Source organism: Pseudomonas faucium (assembly GCF_021602585.1).
Taxonomy (GTDB): Bacteria; Pseudomonadota; Gammaproteobacteria; order Pseudomonadales; family Pseudomonadaceae; genus Aquipseudomonas; species Aquipseudomonas faucium.
Genome location: NZ_BQIP01000023.1, coordinates 19,589 through 41,555 on the forward strand (window position 1 = coordinate 19,589; position 21,967 = coordinate 41,555).

Below are 21,967 nucleotides of genomic sequence, written 5' to 3' on the forward strand. Positions count from 1 at the left end.
GGTTTGTTTCTTGCATTTTCCTCGCATCAGCGGATCCATAGCGCGCCCGCCAAGCGCCAAAAGAGGTCAACGACGCCTTATGACCATCAGCGATGCACAGCACCGTCTGCTTCTGGACAACCTGACCACCGCCACGCTTCTGCTCAACGCCGAACTGCGCCTGGAATACATGAACCCGGCCGCCGAAATGCTCCTGGCAGTCAGCGGCCAGCGCAGCCACGGGCAGTTCATCAGCGAGCTGTTCACCGAGTCGACCGAGGCGCTCAACTCCTTGCGCCAGGCGGTCGAGCAGGCGCACCCGTTCACCAAGCGTGAAGCGCAGCTGACCTCGCTGACCGGGCAGACCATCACCGTCGACTACGCCGTGACGCCGATCCTGCACCAGGGCAACACCCTGCTGCTGCTGGAGGTGCACCCCCGCGACCGGCTGCTGCGCATCACCAAGGAAGAGGCCCAGCTCAGCAAGCAGGAAACCACCAAGATGCTGGTGCGTGGCCTGGCCCACGAAATCAAGAACCCGCTGGGCGGCATCCGCGGTGCCGCGCAGTTGTTGGCCCGCGAGCTTCCCGAAGAAGGGCTGCGCGACTACACCAACGTGATCATCGAGGAAGCCGACCGCCTGCGTAACCTGGTCGACCGCATGCTTGGCTCGAACAAGCTGCCTTCGCTGTCGATGACCAACATCCACGAGGTGCTCGAGCGCGTCTGCAGCCTGGTCGAGGCCGAGAGCCAGGGCTGCATCACCTTGGTGCGCGACTACGACCCCAGCCTGCCCGACGTGCTGGTCGACCGCGAACAGATGATCCAGGCCGTGCTGAACATCGTGCGCAATGCCATGCAGGCCATCAGCTCGCAGAACGAACTGCGCCTGGGCCGCATCACCCTGCGCAGCCGCGCGGTGCGCCAGTTCACCATCGGCCATGTGCGCCATCGCCTGGTGGCGCGGGTCGAGATCATCGACAACGGCCCGGGCATCCCGGCGGAACTGCAGGACACCCTCTTCTATCCCATGGTCAGCGGCCGCCCCGACGGTACCGGGCTGGGCCTGGCCATTACCCAGAACATCATCAGCCAGCACCAGGGCCTGATCGAATGTGAAAGCCACGCGGGCCACACCGCCTTCTCGATCTTCCTGCCCCTGGAACAAGGAGCCACCGCCTCATGAGCCGAAGTGAAACCGTATGGATCGTCGATGATGATCGCTCCATCCGCTGGGTACTGGAAAAAGCCCTGCAACAAGAAGGCATGACCACCCAGAGCTTCGACAGCGCCGATGGCGTGATGGGCCGCCTGGCCCGGCAGCAGCCGGACGTGATCATTTCCGACATCCGCATGCCGGGCGCCAGCGGCCTCGACCTGCTGGCGCAGATCCGCGAGCAGCACCCGCGCCTGCCGGTCATCATCATGACCGCCCATTCCGACCTGGACAGCGCCGTGGCCTCCTACCAGGGCGGCGCCTTCGAATACCTGCCCAAGCCGTTCGACGTCGACGAAGCGGTGTCGCTGGTCAAGCGGGCCAACCAGCATGCCCAGGAACAGCAGGGCCTCGACGCCCCCCAGGCACTGGCGCGCACGCCTGAGATCATTGGCGAAGCGCCGGCGATGCAGGAAGTGTTTCGGGCCATTGGCCGGCTCAGCCACTCCAATATCACCGTGCTGATCAACGGCGAATCCGGCACCGGCAAGGAGCTGGTGGCCCATGCCCTGCACCGCCACAGCCCGCGCGCGGCCTCGCCGTTCATCGCCCTGAACATGGCGGCGATCCCCAAGGACCTGATGGAGTCGGAGCTGTTCGGCCACGAGAAAGGCGCGTTCACCGGCGCCGCCAACCTGCGGCGCGGGCGCTTCGAACAGGCCGACGGCGGCACGTTGTTCCTCGACGAGATCGGCGACATGCCCGCCGACACCCAGACCCGCCTGCTGCGGGTGCTGGCCGATGGCGAGTTCTACCGCGTCGGCGGCCACGTGCCGGTGAAGGTCGATGTGCGGATCATCGCGGCGACTCACCAGAACCTCGAATCGCTGGTGCAGGCTGGCAAGTTCCGCGAAGACTTGTTCCACCGCTTGAACGTGATCCGCATCCACATCCCGCGCCTGGCAGACCGGCGCGAGGATATTCCGGCGCTGGCCCGGCACTTCCTGGGCCGCGCCGCCCAGGAGCTGGCCGTCGAGCCGAAGCTGCTGAAGCCGGAAACCGAAGAGTTCATCCGCAACCTGCCTTGGCCAGGCAACGTGCGCCAGCTGGAGAACACCTGCCGCTGGATCACCGTGATGGCCTCCAGCCGCGAGGTGCTGGTCGGCGACCTGCCGCCCGAGCTGCTCAACCTGCCGCAGGATGCCGCGCCGGTGACCAACTGGGAGCAGGCGCTGCGCCAATGGGCCGACCAGGCACTGGCGCGCGGGCAGTCGAACCTGCTCGACAGCGCCGTGCCCAGCTTCGAACGGATCATGATCGAGACCGCGCTCAAGCACACCGCCGGGCGCCGCCGCGATGCCGCAGTGCTGCTGGGGTGGGGGCGCAATACCTTGACCCGCAAGATCAAGGAGCTGGGGATGAATGTGGCGGGTGGCGATGAAGAGGACGGCGAGGAGCATTGATTGCTCATCAGCCGCTGATTTTGTGGGAGCCGGCTTGCCGGCGATGCGGGCGCCGCGGTGCATGGCACCGGCTTAGCCGGTGATCGCCGGCGAGCCGGCTCCCACAAGGGCCCCCGCCGAAACAGTCCTGCACCGAACCTGTGCCTCCTGCACCGCCTTAAGGCACAAATCCCCTCGAATTCCGGCCAGATCCCCCTCAAAGCCCCATATCCACGGGCTTTGCAAACCTGGCACGCCCCCTGCAATAAACCAAATCAAGACATCTCCCGTTTCGGGGGCCTCGGTACAGGCAGGCCGGGTGACCCCTCTTTTATTCGCAGCACCGCCCGTTTTGGGGGACCTCGGTACAGGCAGGCCGGGACATCCCCTCTTTTATTCGTGCAGCCTTACCTGCACCCGCCAACGCCCAGCGCCTTCTGCACCGGCCCACTCGCCGTGCAGGGGGCGCGTGGCTACCAGGGTCAGCAACAAGCCCTCTTCAGTCTTCTGCAAACGCCACCCCACCGGCTTGCCCTGCAGGCTCAACTGCCCGCGCTGGGCCTTGCCCTGGGCCTCGAACAACAGCGCAACCGTGCCTTCCACGTGCTCACCGTGCAGCTTGGGTTCTTCGTTGAACCACAGGTCGAGGCCATCCTGCACCACGTCCACCTGCTCCAGCACACGCTCGTCCGGGGTGGTCAGGCGGCCGATCATCAGCCCGACCATCAAGCCGACGATCGCCAGAGACAGCAGCACACGCGGCAAGCCCTTCGATCGCAGGTCCGCTTCGGGGGTAGAATGCTCGCCATCTTCACGCTTGGAGCCGTGCATGTTTCACGTCATCCTCTTTCAACCAGAAATTCCGCCGAATACCGGCAACATCATCCGCCTGTGCGCCAACAGCGGTTGCGACCTGCACCTGATCGAACCGATCAGCTTCGAGCTGGACGACAAACGCCTGCGCCGGGCCGGGCTGGATTACCACGAGTATGCCACGCTCAAGCGCCACGAAAGCCTGGCCGCATGCCTGGAAAGCCTGGGCAATCCGCGGCTGTTCGCCTTCACCACCAAGGGCTCGCACCCGTTCCACGAAGTGGCCTACCAGCCAGGGGACGCGTTCCTGTTCGGGCCGGAAAGCCGAGGCCTGCCGGCCGAGGTGCTGGACAGCCTGCCGGCCGAACAGCGCCTGCGCCTGCCGATGCGGCCGGGGTGCCGCAGCCTGAACCTGTCCAACACGGTGGCGGTGACGGTGTATGAGGCCTGGCGGCAGAACGGGTTTGCCGGGAGCTGATCCTTTGCCTGCTCAGGCCCTATCGCCGGCAAGCCGGCTCCCACAGGGATCGCAGCCCACCTAAGGCCTGTACATCACTTATGGGAGCCGGCTTGCCGGCGATGAGGCCGGTACAGGCAACAAAAAAGCGCCCCGAGAGGCGCTTTTTTGATACCGGCAGAATTACTGCACGGTCGGCACTTCGCCGGCTTCCTGCATGCGCTGCATTTCTTGCGCGTACAGGGCGTCGAAGTTCACCGGCGAAAGCATCAGGGCCGGGAACGAACCACGGGTCACCAGGCTGTCCAGGGTCTCGCGGGCATACGGGAACAGGATGTTCGGGCAGAACGCGCCGAGGGTGTGGCTCATCGACGAGGCGTCGAGGTTCTTGATCAGGAAGATACCGGCCTGCTGGACTTCGGCAATGAAGGCCACTTCGTCACCATTCTTGACGGTCACCGACAGGGTCAGCACCACCTCGTGGAAGTCGCCTTCCAGGGCCTTCTGCTTGGTGTTCAGGTCCAGGGCGACGCTCGGCTCCCACTGCTGACGGAAGATCTGCGGGCTTTTCGGCGCCTCGAACGACAGGTCGCGCACATAGATGCGCTGCATGGAGAACTGAGGGCTGGTGTCTTCGGCGGCTGCGCCGTTGGTCTGTTGGTCAGTCATGGCAGGTCCTTATCCTAATGTTTTTGAATGCAGTGCAAATCAGGCCGCCAGCAGCGCGTCGAGCTTGCCGGCGCGCTCCAGGGCATAGAGGTCATCGCAGCCTCCAACGTGGGTCGTGCCGATCCAGATCTGCGGCACCGAAGTACGGCCGGCTTTCTGGCTCATCTCGGCACGCAGCTGCGGCTTGCCGTCGACCTTAATTTCCTCGAAGGCCACGCCCTTGCTCTGCAGCAGGTGCTTGGCGCGCATGCAGTAGGGGCAATAGTCGCTGGAGTAGACGATGACGGGCTTCATATCACTTCACCAGGGGCAGGTTATCGGCTTTCCAGCTGGAAACGCCACCGCTGAGCTTGGCGGCGGTGTAACCGGCTTTGAGCAGGTCGCGGCACACCATGCCGGACTGCTGGCCCATCGCGTCGACGACGATCAGGGTCTTTTCCTTGTGCTTTTCCAGTTCGGCCATGCGGTTGGCCATTTTGTCCTGCGGGATGTTCACCGCACCGACGATGTGGCCAGCGGAGTAATCCTTGGACGGGCGGATATCGATGACCAGGGCCTTGTCGGCGTTGACCAGCGCAGTCAGTTGGCCATTGCTCAGGCTCTGGCCGCCGCGGCGGATTTCGTTGACCAGCAGGGCAACCAGCAATACGACGAAAATCGCAACCAGGATGTAGTGATCTGTCGCGAATTGAATCAGGTGAGCAACCATCAGCGGTGTTCCAGGCGATTGAAAATGCCGGCCAGTATACACAGCCCCCCATGACCACCAAAGCCCGTCAGGCCGGCCACAAAGGTGCCTTCATGTTGCGCCGCTGGCCACGCTGGTCAGCGAACAGGACGATTATTCGCCGCAGGTGGCGTATTTGCCCTAAAATGCGTGTCTTTATCATCTTTGAACAACCGTGAGTTTGATTGATGACGAGCACCCCCAAACCCCTTGTCCTGATCATCCTGGATGGCTTCGGTCACAGCGAATGCCCCGACTACAATGCCATCCTTGCCGCCAACACACCGGTCTATGACCGCCTGCGCGCGAGTCAGCCCAACGGCCTGATCTCCGGCTCAGGCATGGATGTCGGCCTGCCGGACGGGCAGATGGGCAACTCCGAAGTCGGTCACATGAACCTCGGCGCCGGCCGTGTCGTCTACCAGGACTTCACCCGGGTGACCAAGGCCATCCGCGACGGCGAGTTCTTCCATAACGCGGTGCTAACCGGCGCCGTGGACAAGGCAGCGGGTGCCGGCAAGGCCGTGCACATCCTCGGCCTGCTCTCCGACGGCGGCGTGCACAGCCACCAGGACCACCTGGTCGCCATGGCCGAGCTGGCCGCGCAACGGGGTGCCGAAAAGATCTACCTGCACGCCTTCCTCGATGGCCGCGACACCCCGCCGCGCAGCGCGCAGTCGTCGATCGAACTGCTCGATGCCACCTTCGCCAAGCTCGGCAAGGGCCGCATCGCCAGCCTGATCGGCCGCTACTACGCGATGGACCGTGACAACCGCTGGGACCGCGTCAGCGCCGCCTACAACCTGATCGTCGACAGCACCGCCGAGTTCCAGGCCGACACCGCCGTGGCCGGCCTCGAAGCGGCCTACGCCCGTGACGAGAGCGATGAATTCGTCAAGGCCACCCGTATCGGCGAAGCGGTCAAGGTCGAAGACGGCGACGCGGTGATCTTCATGAACTTCCGCGCCGACCGCGCCCGCGAACTGTCGCGCGCCTTCGTCGAAGCCGATTTCAACGAATTCCCCCGTGCCCGCCTGCCGAAAATGGCGGCCTACATCGGCCTGACTCAGTACTCGGCGAAAATCCCCGCCCCGGCGGCCTTTGCCCCGGCCAGCCTGCACAACGTGCTTGGCGAGTACCTGGCGAACAACGGCAAGACCCAGCTGCGCATCGCCGAAACCGAAAAATATGCCCATGTCACCTTCTTCTTCTCCGGCGGCCGCGAAGAGCCGTTCGAAGGCGAAGAGCGCATCCTGATCCCGTCGCCGAAGGTCGCCACCTACGACCTGCAGCCGGAGATGAGCGCGCCAGAGGTTACCGACCGTATCGTCGAGGCCATCGAGCAGCAGCGCTATGACGTGATCGTGGTCAACTACGCCAACGGCGACATGGTCGGCCATACCGGCGTCTTCGCTGCTGCGGTCAAGGCCGTCGAGGCGCTGGATGGCTGCGTCGGGCGTATCGTCGAGGCGCTGGACAAGGTCGGCGGCGAAGCGCTGATCACGGCCGACCATGGCAACGTCGAGCAGATGGAAGACGAGTCCACCGGCCAGGCGCACACCGCGCACACCACCGAGCCGGTGCCGTTCATTTATGTTGGCAAGCGCAAGCTCAAGGTCCGCGAAGGCGGCGTGCTGGCCGACGTGGCGCCAACCATGCTCAAGCTGCTGGGCCTGGAAAAACCTGCGGAAATGACCGGTACGTCGATCCTGCTCGACGCCTGATCGATGTACAGGGGCGCTTCGCACCCCACTCGCCGGCAAGCCGGCTCCCACAAAGAGCAGCCCCCGTGGGAGCCGGCTTGCCGGCGAAAGGGCTGCAAAGCAGCCCCGCTGCACATGAATTCCGGACAAACGCCTGGCCGCGCCCGCAGCCAGGCGTTTTTTTTGCAGGCCCGGGCGGGCATACTAGGCCAGTCTCCATCCCTGGTACGCCAAACCCCATGTTCCGCGCCCTGATCCTACTCGCCCTGTCTTGCCTGCTCAGCCCGGCGTTCGCCGACGAGCGCGCACAGACCCAGCAACAACTGGACGCCACCCGCCAGGACATCGCCGAGCTCAAGAAGACGCTGGGCAAGCTCCAGGAAGAAAAGGCCGGCGTGCAGAAAGACCTCAAGGCCACCGAAACCGACATCGGCAACCTGGAAAAGCAGGTGGAGGCCCTGCAGCAAGAACTAAAAAAGACTGAAGGCGAGCTGGAGCGCCTTGATACCGAGAAAAAAAAACTCCAGAGCGCCCGCAGTGAACAGCAGCGGCTGATCGCCATCCAGGCCCGTTCCGCCTACCAGAACAACGGCCGCGAGGAATACCTCAAGCTGCTGCTCAACCAGCAGAACCCCGAGAAATTCGCCCGCACCCTGAGCTACTACGACTACCTGAGCAAGGCACGCACCGAGCAGCTGCGCGCCTTCAACGAGACCCTGCGCCAGCTGGCCAACGTCGAACAGGACATCGGCCGCCAGCAGGAGCAACTGCTGGCCCAGCGCGCCGACCTCGACAGCCGCCGCCAGGCGCTGGAAGCCGAACGCGGCAAGCGCCAGCAAGTGCTGGCCAAGCTCAACAGCGATGTGAAGGACCGCGACCAGAAGCTGCAGGCCCGCGAGCAGGACCAGGCCGACCTGGGCAAAGTGCTCAAGACCATCGAGGAAACCCTGGCCCGCCAGGCCCGCGAAGCCGAAGAAGCACGCAAGAAAGCGCTGCTGGCCGAGCAGGAAGCCGAGAAGCGCCGCCAGCAGCAAGCCCTGGCCGCCCGCGAAGAAGCCGAGCCGCCGAAAAAGGCCCGCACCACCCTCGGCCCCTTGGTTTCCAGCGACGGCGCCAACTACGGCGGTGCATTTTCTGCAGCCCGGGGAAAACTTCCTTGGCCGGTCAATGGTCGATTGCTGGCACGCTTCGGCGACGCCCGCGGCAGCGATGCCCGGGCCAAGTGGGATGGGGTGATGATCAGCGCCAACCCGGGCACCCAGGTGCACGCCGTACACGGCGGGCGCGTGGTGTTCGCCGACTGGTTGCGTGGCGCTGGACTTCTGGTCATTCTCGACCATGGTAATGGTTACCTGAGCCTGTACGGCCACAACCAGAGCCTGCTCAAGAGCGCCGGTGACATCGTCAAGGCCGGTGAAGCCATTTCCACCGTTGGCGACAGCGGTGGCCAGGACAGCGCGGGCTTGTACTTCGCCATCCGCCAGCAGGGCCGGCCGACCGACCCTGCGCAGTGGTGCAGAGGTTAGGTTCATTTTTCTCGGTGTAGCGCCTGGCGCTGCGCCGGTGCTCCGCAGGGAGCGTCTACAGGATCAGGAGTTCGTTCGACATGCTGCACTCGCCTCGCCTCACCCAGCTGGCCCTGACCATCGCCCTGGCGATCGGCGCGCCCTTGGCCCATGCCGCCGAGACGGCGCCCGCCAAGCCTGCCAAGCCCGCCGCGGTGCCGGCCACCGAGGTGACCGCCAAGGCGCCGCTGCCGCTTGAAGAGCTGCGCACCTTTGCCGAGGTCATGGACCGCATCAAGGCTGCCTACGTCGAGCCTGTGGACGACAAGACCCTGCTGGAAAACGCCATCAAGGGCATGCTCAGCAACCTCGACCCCCACTCGGCCTACCTCGGCCCTGAAGACTTCCAGGAGCTGCAGGAGAGCACCAGCGGCGAGTTCGGCGGCTTGGGCATCGAAGTAGGCCAGGAAGACGGCTTCATCAAGGTGGTGTCGCCGATCGACGACACCCCGGCCTCGCGCGCCGGGGTCCAGGCCGGCGACCTGATCGTCAAGATCAACGGCGCCCCGACCCGTGGCCAGACCATGACCGAAGCCGTGGACAAGATGCGCGGCAAGATCGGCGAGAAGATCACCCTGACCCTGGTGCGCGACGGCGGCAACCCCTTCGACGTGACCCTGGCCCGCGCGGTCATCCAGGTCAAGAGCGTGAAGAGCCAGCTGCTGGAAAACGACTACGGCTACATCCGCATCACCCAGTTCCAGGTCAAGACCGGCGAAGAAGTGGGCAAGGCCCTGGCCAAGCTGCGCAAGGACAACGGCAAGAAGCTGCGCGGCGTGGTCCTGGACCTGCGCAACAACCCAGGCGGCGTGCTGCAATCGGCCGTGGAAGTGGCCGACCACTTCCTCACCAAGGGCCTGATCGTCTACACCAAGGGCCGTATCGCCAACTCCGAGCTGCGCTTCTCCGCCGACCCGGCCGATGCCAGCGAGGGCGTGCCACTGGTGGTGCTGATCAACGGCGGCAGCGCCTCGGCCTCGGAGATCGTCGCCGGCGCCCTGCAGGACCAGAAGCGCGCCGTGCTGATGGGCACCGACAGCTTCGGCAAAGGCTCAGTGCAAACCGTGCTGCCGCTGGCCAACGACCGCGCCCTGAAGCTGACCACCGCGCTGTACTTCACCCCCAACGGCCGCTCGATCCAGGCCCAGGGCATCGTCCCGGACATCGAAGTGCGCCAGGCCAGGATCACCGCCGAAGCCGATGCCGAAAACTTCAAGGAAGCCGACCTGCAGGGCCACCTGGGCAACGGCAACGGCGGCGCCGACCGCCCGACCAGCAGCAGCAAGCGCAAGGAGCGGCCACAGGACGATGACTTCCAGCTGAGCCAGGCACTGAGCCTGCTCAAGGGCCTGAACGTCACCAAGGGCCAGTGATCCCCACCATGCGTTATCTGCTGTTCACGCTGTTCTGCCTTCTGGCTGGCACCGCCCACGCGGCGCCAGCCAAGGCCTACATGAGCATCATCATCGACGACCTGGGCCAGAGCAGCGAGCGCGACAAGCGCACCCTGGCCCTGCCCGGGCCGGTGACCATGGCGATCATGCCCGACACCCCGCATGCCAGCGATTTCGCCCGCCAGGCGCACAAGGCCGGCAAGACGGTGATCCTGCACATGCCCATGGACCCGGCCACCGGTCCCTACGCCTGGCACCCCGGCACGCCGCTGCCCGAACTGGCCAGCCGGCTGCAGGCGGCCCTGACCAAGGTGCCCTACGCCGCCGGCATCAACAACCACATGGGCAGCCGCATGACCGCCCAGCGCGAGCCGATGGCCTGGTTGATGGGCGAGTTGCAGCAGCGCCACCTGTTCTTCGTCGACAGCCGTACCAGCGCGGCCACCGTCGCCGCCGCCGAAGCCCAGCGCATTGGCCTGGCGCATGTCTCGCGGGATGTGTTCCTCGACGACGTGCGCACGCCCGAGGCCATCGCCGGGCAACTTCGCATCGGTGTGGAAATGGCGCGGCGCCAGGGCTCGGCGGTGCTGATCGGCCACCCCTACCCGCAAACCCTGGCCGTCCTCGAACAGGCGTTGCCCCAGCTCGCCAGCCAGGGCATCACGCTGATCGGCCTCAAGCAGATGATCGCCGAACGCAGCAACCAGGCCATGCCTGCGCATGGCAGGCATGGGGTCTACAGCAACCGCTGATCAGGCGTCGAAGGGAATCAGCCCTTCCACGTCGGCCAGGCGCAGGTTGCCACGGTAGATCGCCAGCACTTCCTTGCCACTGGCTGCCGCGCGCATTTGCGCCTCACGCCCCAGCTTGCTCTGGTAGCCCAGCTTCAGGTGCCCTTTGCTGAACTCACGTTCAGGGGTGTCGGCTGCCGGGTAATGGAAGTGCGCCTCCCACAGCAGGCGCCCGGGTTTGCTGCCCTCGGCGTTGCGGCGCACTTCGTAGACATCGAGAAAATCCGTTGCCGACAACTTGCGCCGCGCACCCTGGCGGCTGAGCCTGACTTTCTTCTCCTGCAGCAAGAACCGCAGGCTCTGGGCCGTAGGATGACTGGTGGCCAGGTACAGGCTGACCAATTTGTCGCGCTTGACCGTTGCCAGGCGTTCGATGGCATGGCTCAGGTTCTGCTCCAGCGCCTGGTCGGCCTCGCTGGAGGTGAAATTGGCCCGTACCTCTTCAAGCTTGTCGATGTGGCCATCGATCACGGTGGCCAACCCCAGGGGCTCGTCGTGCCGTTCGTACTGCCTGCCCAGGCCGATCACTGACTCGACCTGCTCGATCAACCGTTTGCCAAGCTCCCGCTCCTGGGCCAGGCCCAGCGATGGCCTGCGCTCGCTCTCTTCGACAGGCACATCCTCGACCCACTCGGCCCCTTGCAGGCGGAAGGTCTTGAGCACATTGGCCCGATCATCGAGCTGCTCCAGTACCCGGGTGCCATCGCGCTCGCGCTCCACGCCCACCACGCTGCGCCCGCGGTGGGTGCGCACCACATGGCGGCGGCCGCCGCGCGGGGCGTAGATGGGCTGGCGCAGCGGGCGTTGTTCGAGCAGCTCCTGCTCCTGGACGGCGGCAACCAGCTCTTTCTCCGCGCTGTCCTTGAGCGTATTGAGCAGAGCGCGATACTGGTCCAGCCGCTCCGGGCGAACGGCGGCGCCACCCAGGCTGCGCAGGTAGCTCGCCATGGCATCGGCCTCGGCATAGGCATCGACGACGCCGTTGAGGATGTTGATCTGCTCATCCCGCGCCACCTCGGCACGTGCGGGGTCGCCATGGGCAGCACCGGCGCTCCTGAGCCCGGCCCCCTTCAGATAATGTTCGTATTCCTCCAGCACGTGCTCGTGAACCCCGACACCCAGGCGGTCCAGGCACAATTCGCCAATGTCCATCAGCAACTGAAACTCCAGCTCTATCCCCGTCTGCCGCCGTTGCTCGACGATCCGGCCAAGCCAGGCATGCTTGCTGAGCCCGGATTGCTGATCGGTGAAGGTGATCGCATCATCCTTGAGCGTTCTTTCCAGCACCGCATCGAACTGCCGGGCAATCTGGACCATGTCCGACTCCCACTTGACCACCTTGGCCATCACTTCGAAGAACTGCTCGTACAGCTTTACTTCCTGCTCGAGCTCCGGCCGGGCGCAGACCCTGTTGGCCAGCTCGCCAACCTCTTCTTGATTGATCATCGCCGCCATCTCGTTGTAGAACGACTCGCAGTCCTGGATCATCTCCTGGCGCAAGTTGGCCCGGCCCTGCCTGAGCGCTTGCTCCATCACCTCCCTGTGGCGTGGAAGTGCGCTGATCTCATCGAGCACCTGGTCATGCTGCAGCCCGTTTTCGATGAGGGCCTTGAGGTCATACACGACAATTTCCCGATAACGCCCCTCGAGCCCCTTGAGCAGCTCTTTACGGCGGATCTGATCAGGCTCGGGTTGCTCCACTGCTGCAAGCTCGAGCAGATCGGCCTTGGTCTTCTCCAGCATGGTTCTGTGCCCCTTGAACGTCGCCTCGAGCTTCTTGCTCTGCAAGATAAGGTCCTTGTCCTGCTGGTTCAGCGCGGCCATCTTGCGGGCATTGGCTTCCTTGATCTGCTGCACGCGGCTCCTGGGCATGCCACCGCGCAAATGCAACCCGCCATCCACCCGCCAGGCGCCGAACCTGCGCACCAACAGCGGCCCTCGGTTGCCCTCGGCATCGATGATGCGTACCTGGCCACCATCGAATTCGACGCGATAGTTTTCGCCAGCGAGTGCCACGTAGTACTGGCTGTCCAGCCGATAAAGGCCGTTGCTTTCGGCCATCTTGCCGGCAAGATCGACGCTCGCGCGCATACCGCGCAGCTTGTCACCCATGGCCTTGCCGAGGACGTTGAACCCTTGTGCGCCACGGAAGGAGAAATCAAGCGAGCGCCCAGGCTCTGTGGCCATGGCCCCCGCCAGCTGCAGCTGGCCTTGTGCCGGCGGCAAAGGCTGCTCCAGGCTGAACGGCACGCTGCCGCGCCTGGCCTGCAAGGCCCGTGCAGTGCCGGCGCCTGCTACCGGCCTGGGCAGCCACCCATGCATCAAGCCCGCCGCCAGGCCCAGCAACAGGTCGACCACGGCCACACTGCGTTCGGCCTCGTTGCCGCGCAGCAGTGCCGGCAGGTCATTGCGCACCATGCTCAGGCCCTGGACCAACCAGGCAACCACCGCCACCGGCCCGCCCATGAACAGCGTGACGGTGTCGAACAGCAACCAGCCACCCTGCAACAACACCGCCCAACGGCTCTGCGCGGTGGACAACGATTCGCGGGCAGCCAGTTCTAGCAACAGGTCCAAGCTCGCCTGGTACAGTTTCTGATCGATGGCTGGCGTCCAGAATTCGGCGCTGAAGGCCACGCGCACCGGCACTGGCAGCCCGCCTCCGGGCAACTCGGGCAGGAACAGCGCATCGAAGTCGCCGCGCCCATACGCATCGCGCGATGACCCGCTCATCCAGTCGAGCACGCTGTCCTGCAATGCACCGGGCCTGGCGATGGCCGACCGCAGGGCGTCGAGGCTTGGGAACTCGCGCAAAGTTCCCTGCATGTACAGCGGCCGATACAGCAACACCACCTCAAGCTCCGGGGCGAACAGCACATACATGCCGTGCACCCTGTCGGCTTGCTCAGGGCCTGGAGTGCGCCGCAAGGCCAGTGGCATGAATTCGATCCCCGGGCGGTTGAACTGGCCGCGACAGAAATCGACCAGGCACTCCAGCCCCGCTTCGCTCAGGCCACCGTCCAGCCTGGCCAGCAACCCGCTGAACAACATCGAGCAGCGCCACTCGCGGCTAAAGCACGCCTCGCGCTGCGCCTTGCCCTGCTGGTCGGCCTTGGCTTGCTGGACATAGGCCACATAGCTGCCGCCGACATCGATCCGTTCGACCAGCGCTTTGAGGTAATCCGCCGTCAGCCACGGCATGATCAGCTGCTCGTCGCGATGCTCGATGCGTTCGAGCACCGCCCCCTGCAGGGAGGCAAGGTTGCCGATGGCGAATTCGGTCAGGGTCATCGTCCGCTTGAAAACGGTCCCCCAGCCGCTGCCGGGCATGCCAATGGCGCTGGACAGGGTAAGCACAAGGTCATCCGGGAAGTAATTGGCCTCGACCGGGTAGTCTTCGAGCAACGCCTCGCGCAGGCGCTTGCGGGCAAAGGCTTGCAGGTCCAGCACGCCTGCCGCCGAACCCTGCCCTTTTGACGCGGCCTGGGCCAGGGCCAGCTCGAACATGCCGCGCTGGTAGGCAAAACTGACCCCAGCGGGTGCGTTGGCCAGGCCCGGCGGGGCCTTGAGAGGCACCTCGGCGCTCATGCCATAGCCGGCAATGAAGTAGTGGGCGGGGTTGCCGACGCTTGCATACGCCGCCTCGCCCTGGTCGATACCGGCACCGTCGTCCAGGCGCCAGCCATCGAGCGCCTCGAACTGGCCGTCCAGCAACAACGCCGCTTGCTGGGCGAACACATCGCCTTCCAGGGCAAAACGGTGCCAGGTCAGGCTATCGGCGCCCTGCATCTGGCACAGTGCCAAGGCAAAGTCGTCGAACGAAGTGAAGGGCTTGATCACGCCGGACGGCGCACACCACAGCAGCACCTCTCGCTCGTCCCATTCGCCCAGCACCAACAGGTTCGGCAGCATTCGGGTAACGGCGCCGCCAGGTACCTGCACCTGAACGGCAAACACCGACGCCGGCGGTAAGCTGTCTTGGAGCAGCCCCAGTACCAGCGCCGTCTGCTGATCGTCGAGCCCCTGCAAGGGCAGGTTGCCGAGCAGTGCCAACTTGAGCTGCTGCTGCAGCCAGAGATCCCGGCTCACACCGAGGCTGCCGTTGGCCTGCCAGAAGTCCACCTGGGCCTGGCGCAGATGCCAGGGCAGCAGCAGGACCAGATCCTCGAGCTCATCCATCGCCTGCTGCACGGAAACCACCGTGTCCTCAAGCGGATTGCCGAGTGCGTCCTTGAAGGCGAAAGGTGCGCTGACCGACAGCATGAACTCGCCACCCGGCTTGCCCATAGCGCGCAAGTCGCAGCCCTGGAATAGGGCAGTCAACAAGGCATCGAGCAACGGACGCGGCGTCCAGGAGGGGGCATCAGTCGTGGCGCTGGGGATGTGCAGCACCAACGCATCGGCGTCGGCAAGCTTGGCAGACCTGACCGAGTCGTAGCGTTCGGCCAGCAACTTCAGGGCTTCGCGCCCGGCTATCTGACGGACTGTGGGGCGGTCGCTGAACGCGGCGGCAACGGCCGCATGCAGATCGGGGAAGGTGCTCGGCATGGAGAAAATCCTTGTGAAGGTTGATCCACAAGGATGAAAACCATCACGCCGAAGCGGGAGTATCTATGTCTCTGGCCAACGAAGGGGCTGCCAGCGGCAGCCCCCAGGTGTCATCAGCTGTAGACCCGGCCCAGCAACTGCCGGTGGCTCTCGAACTGGTCGAGCACGTCACGCACGATCTGCTCGGGCGCAAAGCCCATCAGGTCGTATTCCTGGCTGCCATCGTGCAGGTACACCTCGGCACGGTAGAAGCGCTGGCGCACTTGCGGCTCGCCTTCGACCGGCGCTTCGCTCGGCGCGGCCATGTAGCCATCCAGGCTCACTTCGTAAACGAATGGGTTGCCCTCATCCATCATCACCCGCAGGCCCATCATGTTGCGCGACTGGCCGACACGGGTTTCCACCTCGAAGCCCAGGGTCTGCAGCTGCGCGGCGGCTTCTTTGAGCGCCGGGCTGACCTGCTTGTCCATGAAGCGCTGCACCACGGCCTGGGTCGGCTGCAGTTCCAGCTGGCTCAGGCGCTCGCTGAAACCACGACGGCCACGGGCCGCCAGCTCGGCGCGCTCGCCTTCGGCCGCCACGTCCTGCTTCATGGCCTTGTACAGGCCGAACATGAACAGCACCAGCACCACCGAGAACGGCAGGCCCGCCAGCACCACCATGGTCTGCATGGCTTCGAAGTTACCGGCGAACAGCAGGCCGATGGTGACCAGGGTGATGACCACCGACCAGAACACCACCATCCAGTGCGGGGCGTCTTCGTCGACCTTGCCGCCCTTGCACGACAGGTTGGCCATCATCACCGCGCCAGAGTCGGCCGGGGTGAGGAACAGCACGAAGCCGACGAACACCGCCACACCGATCACGATCTTGGCCGCCGGGAAGTATTCCAGCAGCTGGTAGATCGACATCGACGGCTGTTCCAGCGCGGTCTTGCCCAGCTCCACGGCGCCCTGGTTGATCACCAGGTCCAGCGCGGTGTTGCCGAAGATCGACAGCCAAGCCAGGGTGAAGCCCAGCGGGATCAGCAGCACGCCGCTGACCAGCTGGCGCACGGTGCGGCCCTTGGAGATACGGGCAATGAACATGCCGACGAACGGGCCCCAGGAAATCCACCAGGCCCAGTAGAACACGGTCCACAGGCCCAGCCAGCGCTCGGACTTGCCGGCCTCGCCCTCGTACACGTAGAGGTCGAAGGTCTTGAGCACGATGCCGTTGAGGTAGTCGCCGATGTTCTGCACGAAGCCATTGAGCAGGTGCAGGGTCTCGCCGCCCAGCAGGACGAAGATCAGCAGGCCGCTGAACAGCATGATGTTCAGGTTGGACAAGCGGCGAATGCCGTTTTCCACGCCCGACACCGCCGCCACGGTGGCAACGCCGGCCATCACCAGGATCACCACCAGCAGGTTGGTCTTGCTGTGGTCCATGCCGAACAGGTACTCAAGGCCCGAGGACACCTGCATCGAGCCGATCCCCAGGTTGGTCACCAGGCCCAGCAGGGTGACGAACATGCCGAAGATGTCCACGGCATTGCCCGCGGCGCCCTTGACCCAGCGCTCACCGACCAGCGGGTACAGCGCCGAGCGCAGTGCCAGCGGCTGGTTGTGGCGGTAGGCGAAGTAACCCACGGCCAGGCCCACCAGGGCGTAGATCGCCCAGCCGTGCAGGCCCCAGTGCAGGAAGGTCAGCTGCAGGCCCTGGCGCGCGGCCTCGAGGCTGGCCGGGGTGCCTTCCGGTGGGTTGAAGTAGTGGTCCAGCGGCTCGGAGGCGCCGAAGTACAGCAGCGAAATGCCGATGCCGGAGGAGAACAGCATGCCGGCCCAGGCGCCATAGCTGAAGTCGGGCTGGTCATCCTTGCCGCCAAGCTTGAGCTTGCCGTAGTCGGAGAAGGCCAGGTAGACGACGAAGCACAGGTAACCGCAGATCACCAGCATGTAGTACCAGCCGAAGGTGCGCGTCAGCCATTTCTGGGCCACGCCCAGCACTTGGCCGGCGGTATCGGGTACGGCGATCAGCAAGGCAGTCAGAACAAGGATCATTAGCGCGGAGGTGAAGAACACCACGCGGTTGACCCGTACCCTCTCGGCGGGGGGTTTGGTAAGGGAGGCAGAACTCATTGCACGAATGCTCCGGGCAGTACGGCTGTGGAGGCTAATCAATCTTTTCCCGAGCAATTGGTGCAATAGCCCCACTGCTACAGGTGTTATAAAAGCACCCTGGAAACCGTGATCCCTGATCGAACGTTGCAAAAAAACAGACAGGTGGCCTGCAAGAAATGCCACGCCCTCGCGTGAGGTGCGCGCATTCGTCACAGAGCACCCCGCCCGCTCCAAGGGCCTGCCGCAGGCTCGTAGGCCATCGGCAGCATCTGCACTTCGCATCGAACTTGCCCGTCAACGCCTTGTATTCCGGGGGTTACGCGATTTCCTGGGGTGTCAATCCGTGCCTTCTCGATCGCTTGAAAAAGTGTCAATGGCACAAATTGTCGCAGAGCTTATTCTTTATTGATTGAACGTTCAATCAAAACAAAATAGACTGGCCTTCGCCGAGTCAGCCGCCCGTCGTCTGCTCGCAGGCCTGAGGAGATAGCAAGATGCCCAAGGTCGGTATGCAACCCATCCGCCGCCAGCAGTTGATCGAAGCCACGCTGCAAGCGGTCGATCAGGTCGGACTGGGGGACGCCAGCATTGCGCTGATTGCCCGTTTGGCCGGGGTGTCGAACGGCATCATCAGTCACTACTTTCGGGACAAGAACGGCCTGATCGCAGCGACGATGGGTTACATCATGAGCATGCTCAACGAAGGCGTGAGAGCGCGTCGTCAGGCACTGACCGATGACAGCCCGCGCGCCCACCTGAAAGTGATCATCGAGGGCAACTTCGATGCCAGCCAGGTGAATGGCCCGGCAATGAAAACCTGGTTGGCCTTCTGGGCTTCCAGCATGCACCAGCCCGATTTGCACAGGTTGCAGCGGATCAACGACCACCGCCTGTACTCCAACCTGTGTTGCCAGTTCCGCCGCGTCTTGCCGCTTTACCATGCACGCAAGGCAGCCCGCGGCCTGGCGGCCCTGATCGATGGCTTGTGGTTGCGTGGAGCGCTGTCGGGAGATGCCTTCGACACCGACCAGGCGATACGGATTGCTTACGAATACATGGATCTACAACTGGCTAAACAGCACACCCTGGCAACAGACGACCAGGCTGCTGAAACATCGCGCACGGCGCTTGCCAACTCGGCAGGAGCGTGACGCGCAAGCCAATCACACACTGCACTTGCGAGGACACTATGGCCCGTTTCGGAACGCAAAAACTCTACATTGATGGCGGTTACGTCGACGCTGGCACCGATGCCACCTTCGAAGCCATCAACCCGGCCACCGGCGAAGTCCTCGCCCACGTGCAGCGCGCCACTCAGGCGGACGTCGAGAAGGCCGTCGAAAGCGCCGAGCGCGGCCAGAAAGTCTGGGCTGCGATGACCGCCATGCAGCGTTCGCGCATCCTGCGCCGCGCCGTCGACATCCTGCGCGAGCGCAACGATGAGCTGGCCATGCTGGAAACCCTGGACACCGGCAAGTCGTACTCGGAAACCCGCTACGTCGACATCGTCACCGGCGCCGACGTGCTGGAATACTACGCAGGCCTGGTACCGGCCATCGAAGGCGAGCAGATCCCGCTGCGCGAAAGCTCCTTCGTCTACACCCGCCGCGAGCCGCTGGGCGTGACCGTGGGTATCGGCGCCTGGAACTACCCGATCCAGATCGCCCTGTGGAAATCCGCCCCGGCCCTGGCCGCCGGCAACGCGATGCTCTTCAAGCCATCGGAAGTCACTTCGCTGACCACCCTGAAACTGGCCGAGATCTACACCGAAGCCGGCCTGCCGGACGGCGTGTTCAACGTTCTGACCGGCAGCGGCCGCGAAGTCGGCACCTGGCTGACCGAGCACCCGCGCATCGAGAAGGTTTCCTTCACCGGCGGCACCACCACCGGCAAGAAGGTCATGGCCAGCGCCTCGAGCTCCTCGCTCAAGGAAGTGACCATGGAACTGGGCGGCAAGTCGCCGCTGATCATCTGCGCCGACGCCGACCTGGACAAGGCCGCCGACATCGCCATGATGGCCAACTTCTACAGCTCCGGCCAGGTCTGCACCAACGGCACCCGCGTGTTCATCCCGGCTGACATGAAGGCCGCCTTCGAAGCCAAGATCGCCGAGCGCGTCGCCCGCATCCGCGTCGGCAACCCGGAAGACGAGAACACCAACTTCGGCCCGCTGGTCAGCTTCCAGCACATGGAAAGCGTGCTCGGCTACATCGCCAAGGGTAAGGAAGAAGGTGCGCGCGTACTGTGTGGCGGCGAGCGCCTGACCGCCGGTGATTTCGCCAACGGCGCCTTCGTGGCCCCGACCGTGTTCACCGACTGCAGCGACGACATGACCATCGTCAAGGAAGAAATCTTCGGCCCGGTGATGAGCATCCTCAGCTACGAAACCGAAGAAGAAGTGATCCGTCGTGCCAACGACACCGACTACGGCCTGGCCGCCGGTGTCTGCACCAACGACATCACCCGTGCTCACCGCATCATCCACAAGCTCGAAGCCGGTATCTGCTGGATCAACGCCTGGGGTGAATCGCCGGCCGAAATGCCGGTTGGCGGCTACAAGCAGTCGGGCGTCGGCCGTGAGAACGGCGTCAGCTCGCTGGCTCAATACACTCGCATCAAGTCGGTCCAGGTCGAGCTGGGCGGCTACAACTCGGTTTTCTAAACCCTGTCTAGCCACGCCCGTGCCTTTGCGCACGGGCGTTTGCGCTCCCTGATCACCGCCAACACGAGGGTACATTCATGTCCCAAGAATTCGATTACATCATCGTCGGTGCCGGTTCGGCCGGTAACACCCTGGCCACCCGCCTGACCGAAGACGCCGGCGTCACCGTACTGCTGCTCGAAGCCGGTGGCCCCGACTACCGCTTCGACTTCCGCACCCAGATGCCAGCCGCCCTGGCCTTCCCGCTGCAGGGCCGCCGCTACAACTGGGCCTACGAGACCGACCCGGAGCCGCACATGGACGGCCGCCGCATGGAATGTGGCCGCGGCAAGGGCCTGGGTGGCTCGTCGCTGATCAACGGCATGTGCTACATCCGCGGCAACGCCCTGGACTTCGACGGCTGGGCACAACTGCCAGGCCTGGAAGACTGGGCGTACCTGGACTGCCTGCCGTATTTCCGCAAGGCGGAAACCCGTGACATCGGCCCGAACGACTACCACGGCGGCGAAGGCCCGGTCAGCGTGACCACGCCTAAAGCCGGCAACAACCCGCTGTTCCACGCCATGGTCGAGGCCGGCGTGCAAGCGGGCTACCCGCGCACCGAAGACCTCAACGGCTACCAGCAGGAAGGCTTCGGCCCGATGGACCGTACCGTGACCAAGAACGGCCGCCGTTCGAGCACCGCCCGCGGTTACCTCGACCAGTCGAAAAAGCGCCCGAACCTGACCATCGTCACCCATGCCCTGAGCGACCGCGTGCTGTTCGACGGCAAGCGCGCCGTTGGCGTGACCTACCTGGTCGGCGACAGCGAAGAGCGCGTTGAAGCCCGTGCGCGCAAGGAAGTCATCGTCAGCTCCGGCGCCATCGCTTCGCCGCAGCTGCTGCAGCGCTCCGGCGTCGGCCCGCGCGCCCTGCTGGAAAGCCTCGACATCCCGGTGGTCCACGACCTGCCGGGCGTCGGCGAGAACCTGCAGGACCACCTGGAGCTGTACCTGCAGTACGCCTGCACCCAGCCGGTGTCGCTGTACCCTTCGCTGCTGTGGTGGAACCAGCCGGCCATCGGCGCCGAGTGGATGTTCAAGGGCACCGGCATCGGCGCCAGCAACCAGTTCGAGGCCGGTGGTTTCATCCGCACCCGCCCTGAGTTCGAATGGCCGAACATCCAGTACCACTTCCTGCCGGTAGCGATCAACTACAACGGCTCCAACGGCGTGAAGGAACACGGCTTCCAGGCGCACATGGGTTCGATGCGCTCGCCAAGCCGCGGCCGTATCCAGGCCAAGTCGAAAGACCCGCGCCAGCACCCGAGCATCCTGTTCAACTACATGGCCACCGAGCAGGACTGGCAGGAATTCCGCGACGGCATCCGCCTGACCCGCGAAATCATGGCCCAGCCGGCGCTGGACCCGTACCGCGGCCGCGAGATCAGCCCGGGCGAGCACGTGCAAACCGATGAAGAGCTGGACAAGTTCATCCGCGAGCACGCCGAAACCGCCTTCCACCCATCCTGCTCGTGCAAGATGGGCACCGATGACATGGCGGTGGTCGACAACGAAGGCCGCGTGCATGGCATGAAAGGCCTGCGTGTGGTCGATGCGTCGATCATGCCGATCATCATCACCGGCAACCTCAACGCCACCACGATCATGATCGCCGAGAAAATCTCGGACAAGATCCGTGGCCGCAAGCCGCTGGCACGCAGCACTGCCAAGTACTACGTGGCTAACGGTGCGCCGGTCAAAGGCAAGCCGATGCGTGAAGTGAAGCAGGGCTGACCTGCACCGGCCTCATCGCCGGCAAGCCGGCTCCCACATCAACCTGTGGGAGCCGGCTTGCCGGCGATGAGGCCCGCCCAGGCAACACCCGAAAAGGCACCCATCGCGGTGCCTTTTCTACATCTGCAGAAACGCTTTACAGCCTGCCAATTCATCAGGTTAGAATCAATTGGCACGCGACCTGCTA

16 protein-coding genes are annotated in these 21,967 nt (G+C 64.4%); 10 read left to right on the forward strand and 6 right to left on the reverse strand.

The annotated features are described in order from the left end of the window. Window positions 1-79 precede the first annotated feature (79 nt). Window positions 80-1,165, forward strand: a complete 1,086-nt coding sequence (glnL, locus tag L6D75_RS22075; RefSeq protein ID WP_176512985.1) for a nitrogen regulation protein NR(II) — start codon at window positions 80-82, stop codon at window positions 1,163-1,165. Beyond that, entirely contained in the window at window positions 1,162-2,598 is a 1,437-nt protein-coding gene (gene ntrC, locus L6D75_RS22080) for a nitrogen regulation protein NR(I) (protein WP_176512986.1), read from the forward strand. Before glnL ends, ntrC begins: the two co-directional genes overlap by 4 nt. Before the next feature lie 372 nt (window positions 2,599-2,970). Here the strand turns inward: ntrC and L6D75_RS22085 are convergent, their stop codons facing one another. Next, window positions 2,971-3,408, reverse strand: coding sequence for a hypothetical protein (locus L6D75_RS22085; protein WP_176512987.1), 438 nt, complete (start codon window positions 3,406-3,408; stop codon window positions 2,971-2,973). Between L6D75_RS22085 and trmL the strand changes: the two genes are divergently transcribed. Next, window positions 3,407-3,868 (forward strand): tRNA (uridine(34)/cytosine(34)/5-carboxymethylaminomethyluridine(34)-2'-O)-methyltransferase TrmL, encoded by a 462-nt coding sequence (gene trmL / locus L6D75_RS22090; RefSeq protein ID WP_176512988.1) that lies wholly within the window; start codon window positions 3,407-3,409, stop codon window positions 3,866-3,868. The genes L6D75_RS22085 and trmL overlap by 2 nt on opposite strands. Before the next feature lie 162 nt (window positions 3,869-4,030). Here the strand turns inward: trmL and secB are convergent, their stop codons facing one another. The 3 genes from secB to L6D75_RS22105 are packed head-to-tail and all read right to left on the reverse strand — an operon-like array spanning window position 4,031 to window position 5,225. Continuing rightward, the gene (gene secB / locus L6D75_RS22095) at window positions 4,031-4,516 is read right to left on the reverse strand and encodes a protein-export chaperone SecB (RefSeq protein ID WP_176512989.1); all 486 of its coding nucleotides are present in this window, start codon (window positions 4,514-4,516) and stop codon (window positions 4,031-4,033) included. 39 nt (window positions 4,517-4,555) lie between these two features. Then, window positions 4,556-4,810, reverse strand: a complete 255-nt coding sequence (gene grxC, locus L6D75_RS22100; RefSeq protein ID WP_176512990.1) for a glutaredoxin 3 — start codon at window positions 4,808-4,810, stop codon at window positions 4,556-4,558. A 1-nt stretch (window position 4,811) separates the two neighbouring features. Beyond that, a complete protein-coding gene (locus L6D75_RS22105) occupies window positions 4,812-5,225 on the reverse strand; it encodes a rhodanese-like domain-containing protein (RefSeq protein WP_176512991.1) in 414 nt (137 codons plus the stop codon). Window positions 5,226-5,431: 206 nt separating this feature from the next. Here L6D75_RS22105 and gpmI point away from each other — a divergent pair, with 206 nt between their 5' ends. The 4 genes from gpmI to L6D75_RS22125 all read left to right on the forward strand — a co-directional run bounded on the left by gpmI (window position 5,432) and on the right by L6D75_RS22125 (window position 10,657). Then, a complete protein-coding gene (gene gpmI / locus L6D75_RS22110) occupies window positions 5,432-6,967 on the forward strand; it encodes a 2,3-bisphosphoglycerate-independent phosphoglycerate mutase (protein WP_176512992.1) in 1,536 nt (511 codons plus the stop codon). A gap of 218 nt (window positions 6,968-7,185) precedes the next feature. Then, the gene (locus L6D75_RS22115; RefSeq protein WP_176512993.1) at window positions 7,186-8,472 is read left to right on the forward strand and encodes a murein hydrolase activator EnvC family protein; all 1,287 of its coding nucleotides are present in this window, start codon (window positions 7,186-7,188) and stop codon (window positions 8,470-8,472) included. A gap of 80 nt (window positions 8,473-8,552) precedes the next feature. Beyond that, on the forward strand, window positions 8,553-9,884 hold the full coding sequence (locus tag L6D75_RS22120) for a S41 family peptidase (protein ID WP_176512994.1): 1,332 nt from the start codon (window positions 8,553-8,555) through the stop codon (window positions 9,882-9,884). Window positions 9,885-9,892: 8 nt separating this feature from the next. After that, a complete protein-coding gene (locus L6D75_RS22125) occupies window positions 9,893-10,657 on the forward strand; it encodes a divergent polysaccharide deacetylase family protein (RefSeq protein WP_176512995.1) in 765 nt (254 codons plus the stop codon). Here the strand turns inward: L6D75_RS22125 and L6D75_RS22130 are convergent, their stop codons facing one another. Beyond that, the gene (locus L6D75_RS22130) at window positions 10,658-15,244 is read right to left on the reverse strand and encodes a dermonecrotic toxin domain-containing protein (protein ID WP_176512996.1); all 4,587 of its coding nucleotides are present in this window, start codon (window positions 15,242-15,244) and stop codon (window positions 10,658-10,660) included. Window positions 15,245-15,357: 113 nt separating this feature from the next. Then, the gene (locus L6D75_RS22135; protein WP_236193830.1) at window positions 15,358-17,304 is read right to left on the reverse strand and encodes a BCCT family transporter; all 1,947 of its coding nucleotides are present in this window, start codon (window positions 17,302-17,304) and stop codon (window positions 15,358-15,360) included. A 533-nt stretch (window positions 17,305-17,837) separates the two neighbouring features. On the opposite strand from L6D75_RS22135, the gene betI reads away from it, so the two are divergent. The 3 genes from betI to betA all read left to right on the forward strand — a co-directional run bounded on the left by betI (window position 17,838) and on the right by betA (window position 21,780). Then, window positions 17,838-18,494, forward strand: coding sequence for a transcriptional regulator BetI (betI, locus tag L6D75_RS22140; protein WP_176512998.1), 657 nt, complete (start codon window positions 17,838-17,840; stop codon window positions 18,492-18,494). A gap of 38 nt (window positions 18,495-18,532) precedes the next feature. Continuing rightward, on the forward strand, window positions 18,533-20,005 hold the full coding sequence (gene betB / locus L6D75_RS22145; protein ID WP_236193825.1) for a betaine-aldehyde dehydrogenase: 1,473 nt from the start codon (window positions 18,533-18,535) through the stop codon (window positions 20,003-20,005). 77 nt (window positions 20,006-20,082) lie between these two features. Continuing rightward, window positions 20,083-21,780, forward strand: coding sequence for a choline dehydrogenase (gene betA / locus L6D75_RS22150; protein ID WP_176510909.1), 1,698 nt, complete (start codon window positions 20,083-20,085; stop codon window positions 21,778-21,780). Window positions 21,781-21,967 lie beyond the last annotated feature (187 nt).

Bases quoted from the DNA above. Each gene is read 5' to 3' on its own strand.
- L6D75_RS22115 (WP_176512993.1), top strand. From the start codon at position 7,186: ATGTTCCGCGCCCTGATCCTACTCGCCCTGTCTTGCCTGCTCAGCCCG.
- glnL (WP_176512985.1), top strand. From the start codon at position 80: ATGACCATCAGCGATGCACAGCACCGTCTGCTTCTGGACAACCTGACC.
- trmL (WP_176512988.1), top strand. From the start codon at position 3,407: ATGTTTCACGTCATCCTCTTTCAACCAGAAATTCCGCCGAATACCGGC.
- L6D75_RS22120 (WP_176512994.1), top strand. From the start codon at position 8,553: ATGCTGCACTCGCCTCGCCTCACCCAGCTGGCCCTGACCATCGCCCTG.
- secB (WP_176512989.1), bottom strand. From the start codon at position 4,516: ATGACTGACCAACAGACCAACGGCGCAGCCGCCGAAGACACCAGCCCT.
- L6D75_RS22130 (WP_176512996.1), bottom strand. From the start codon at position 15,244: ATGCCGAGCACCTTCCCCGATCTGCATGCGGCCGTTGCCGCCGCGTTC.
- L6D75_RS22125 (WP_176512995.1), top strand. From the start codon at position 9,893: ATGCGTTATCTGCTGTTCACGCTGTTCTGCCTTCTGGCTGGCACCGCC.
- L6D75_RS22085 (WP_176512987.1), bottom strand. From the start codon at position 3,408: ATGCACGGCTCCAAGCGTGAAGATGGCGAGCATTCTACCCCCGAAGCG.
- grxC (WP_176512990.1), bottom strand. From the start codon at position 4,810: ATGAAGCCCGTCATCGTCTACTCCAGCGACTATTGCCCCTACTGCATG.
- betB (WP_236193825.1), top strand. From the start codon at position 18,533: ATGGCCCGTTTCGGAACGCAAAAACTCTACATTGATGGCGGTTACGTC.
- betI (WP_176512998.1), top strand. From the start codon at position 17,838: ATGCCCAAGGTCGGTATGCAACCCATCCGCCGCCAGCAGTTGATCGAA.
- betA (WP_176510909.1), top strand. From the start codon at position 20,083: ATGTCCCAAGAATTCGATTACATCATCGTCGGTGCCGGTTCGGCCGGT.
- ntrC (WP_176512986.1), top strand. From the start codon at position 1,162: ATGAGCCGAAGTGAAACCGTATGGATCGTCGATGATGATCGCTCCATC.
- gpmI (WP_176512992.1), top strand. From the start codon at position 5,432: ATGACGAGCACCCCCAAACCCCTTGTCCTGATCATCCTGGATGGCTTC.
- L6D75_RS22105 (WP_176512991.1), bottom strand. From the start codon at position 5,225: ATGGTTGCTCACCTGATTCAATTCGCGACAGATCACTACATCCTGGTT.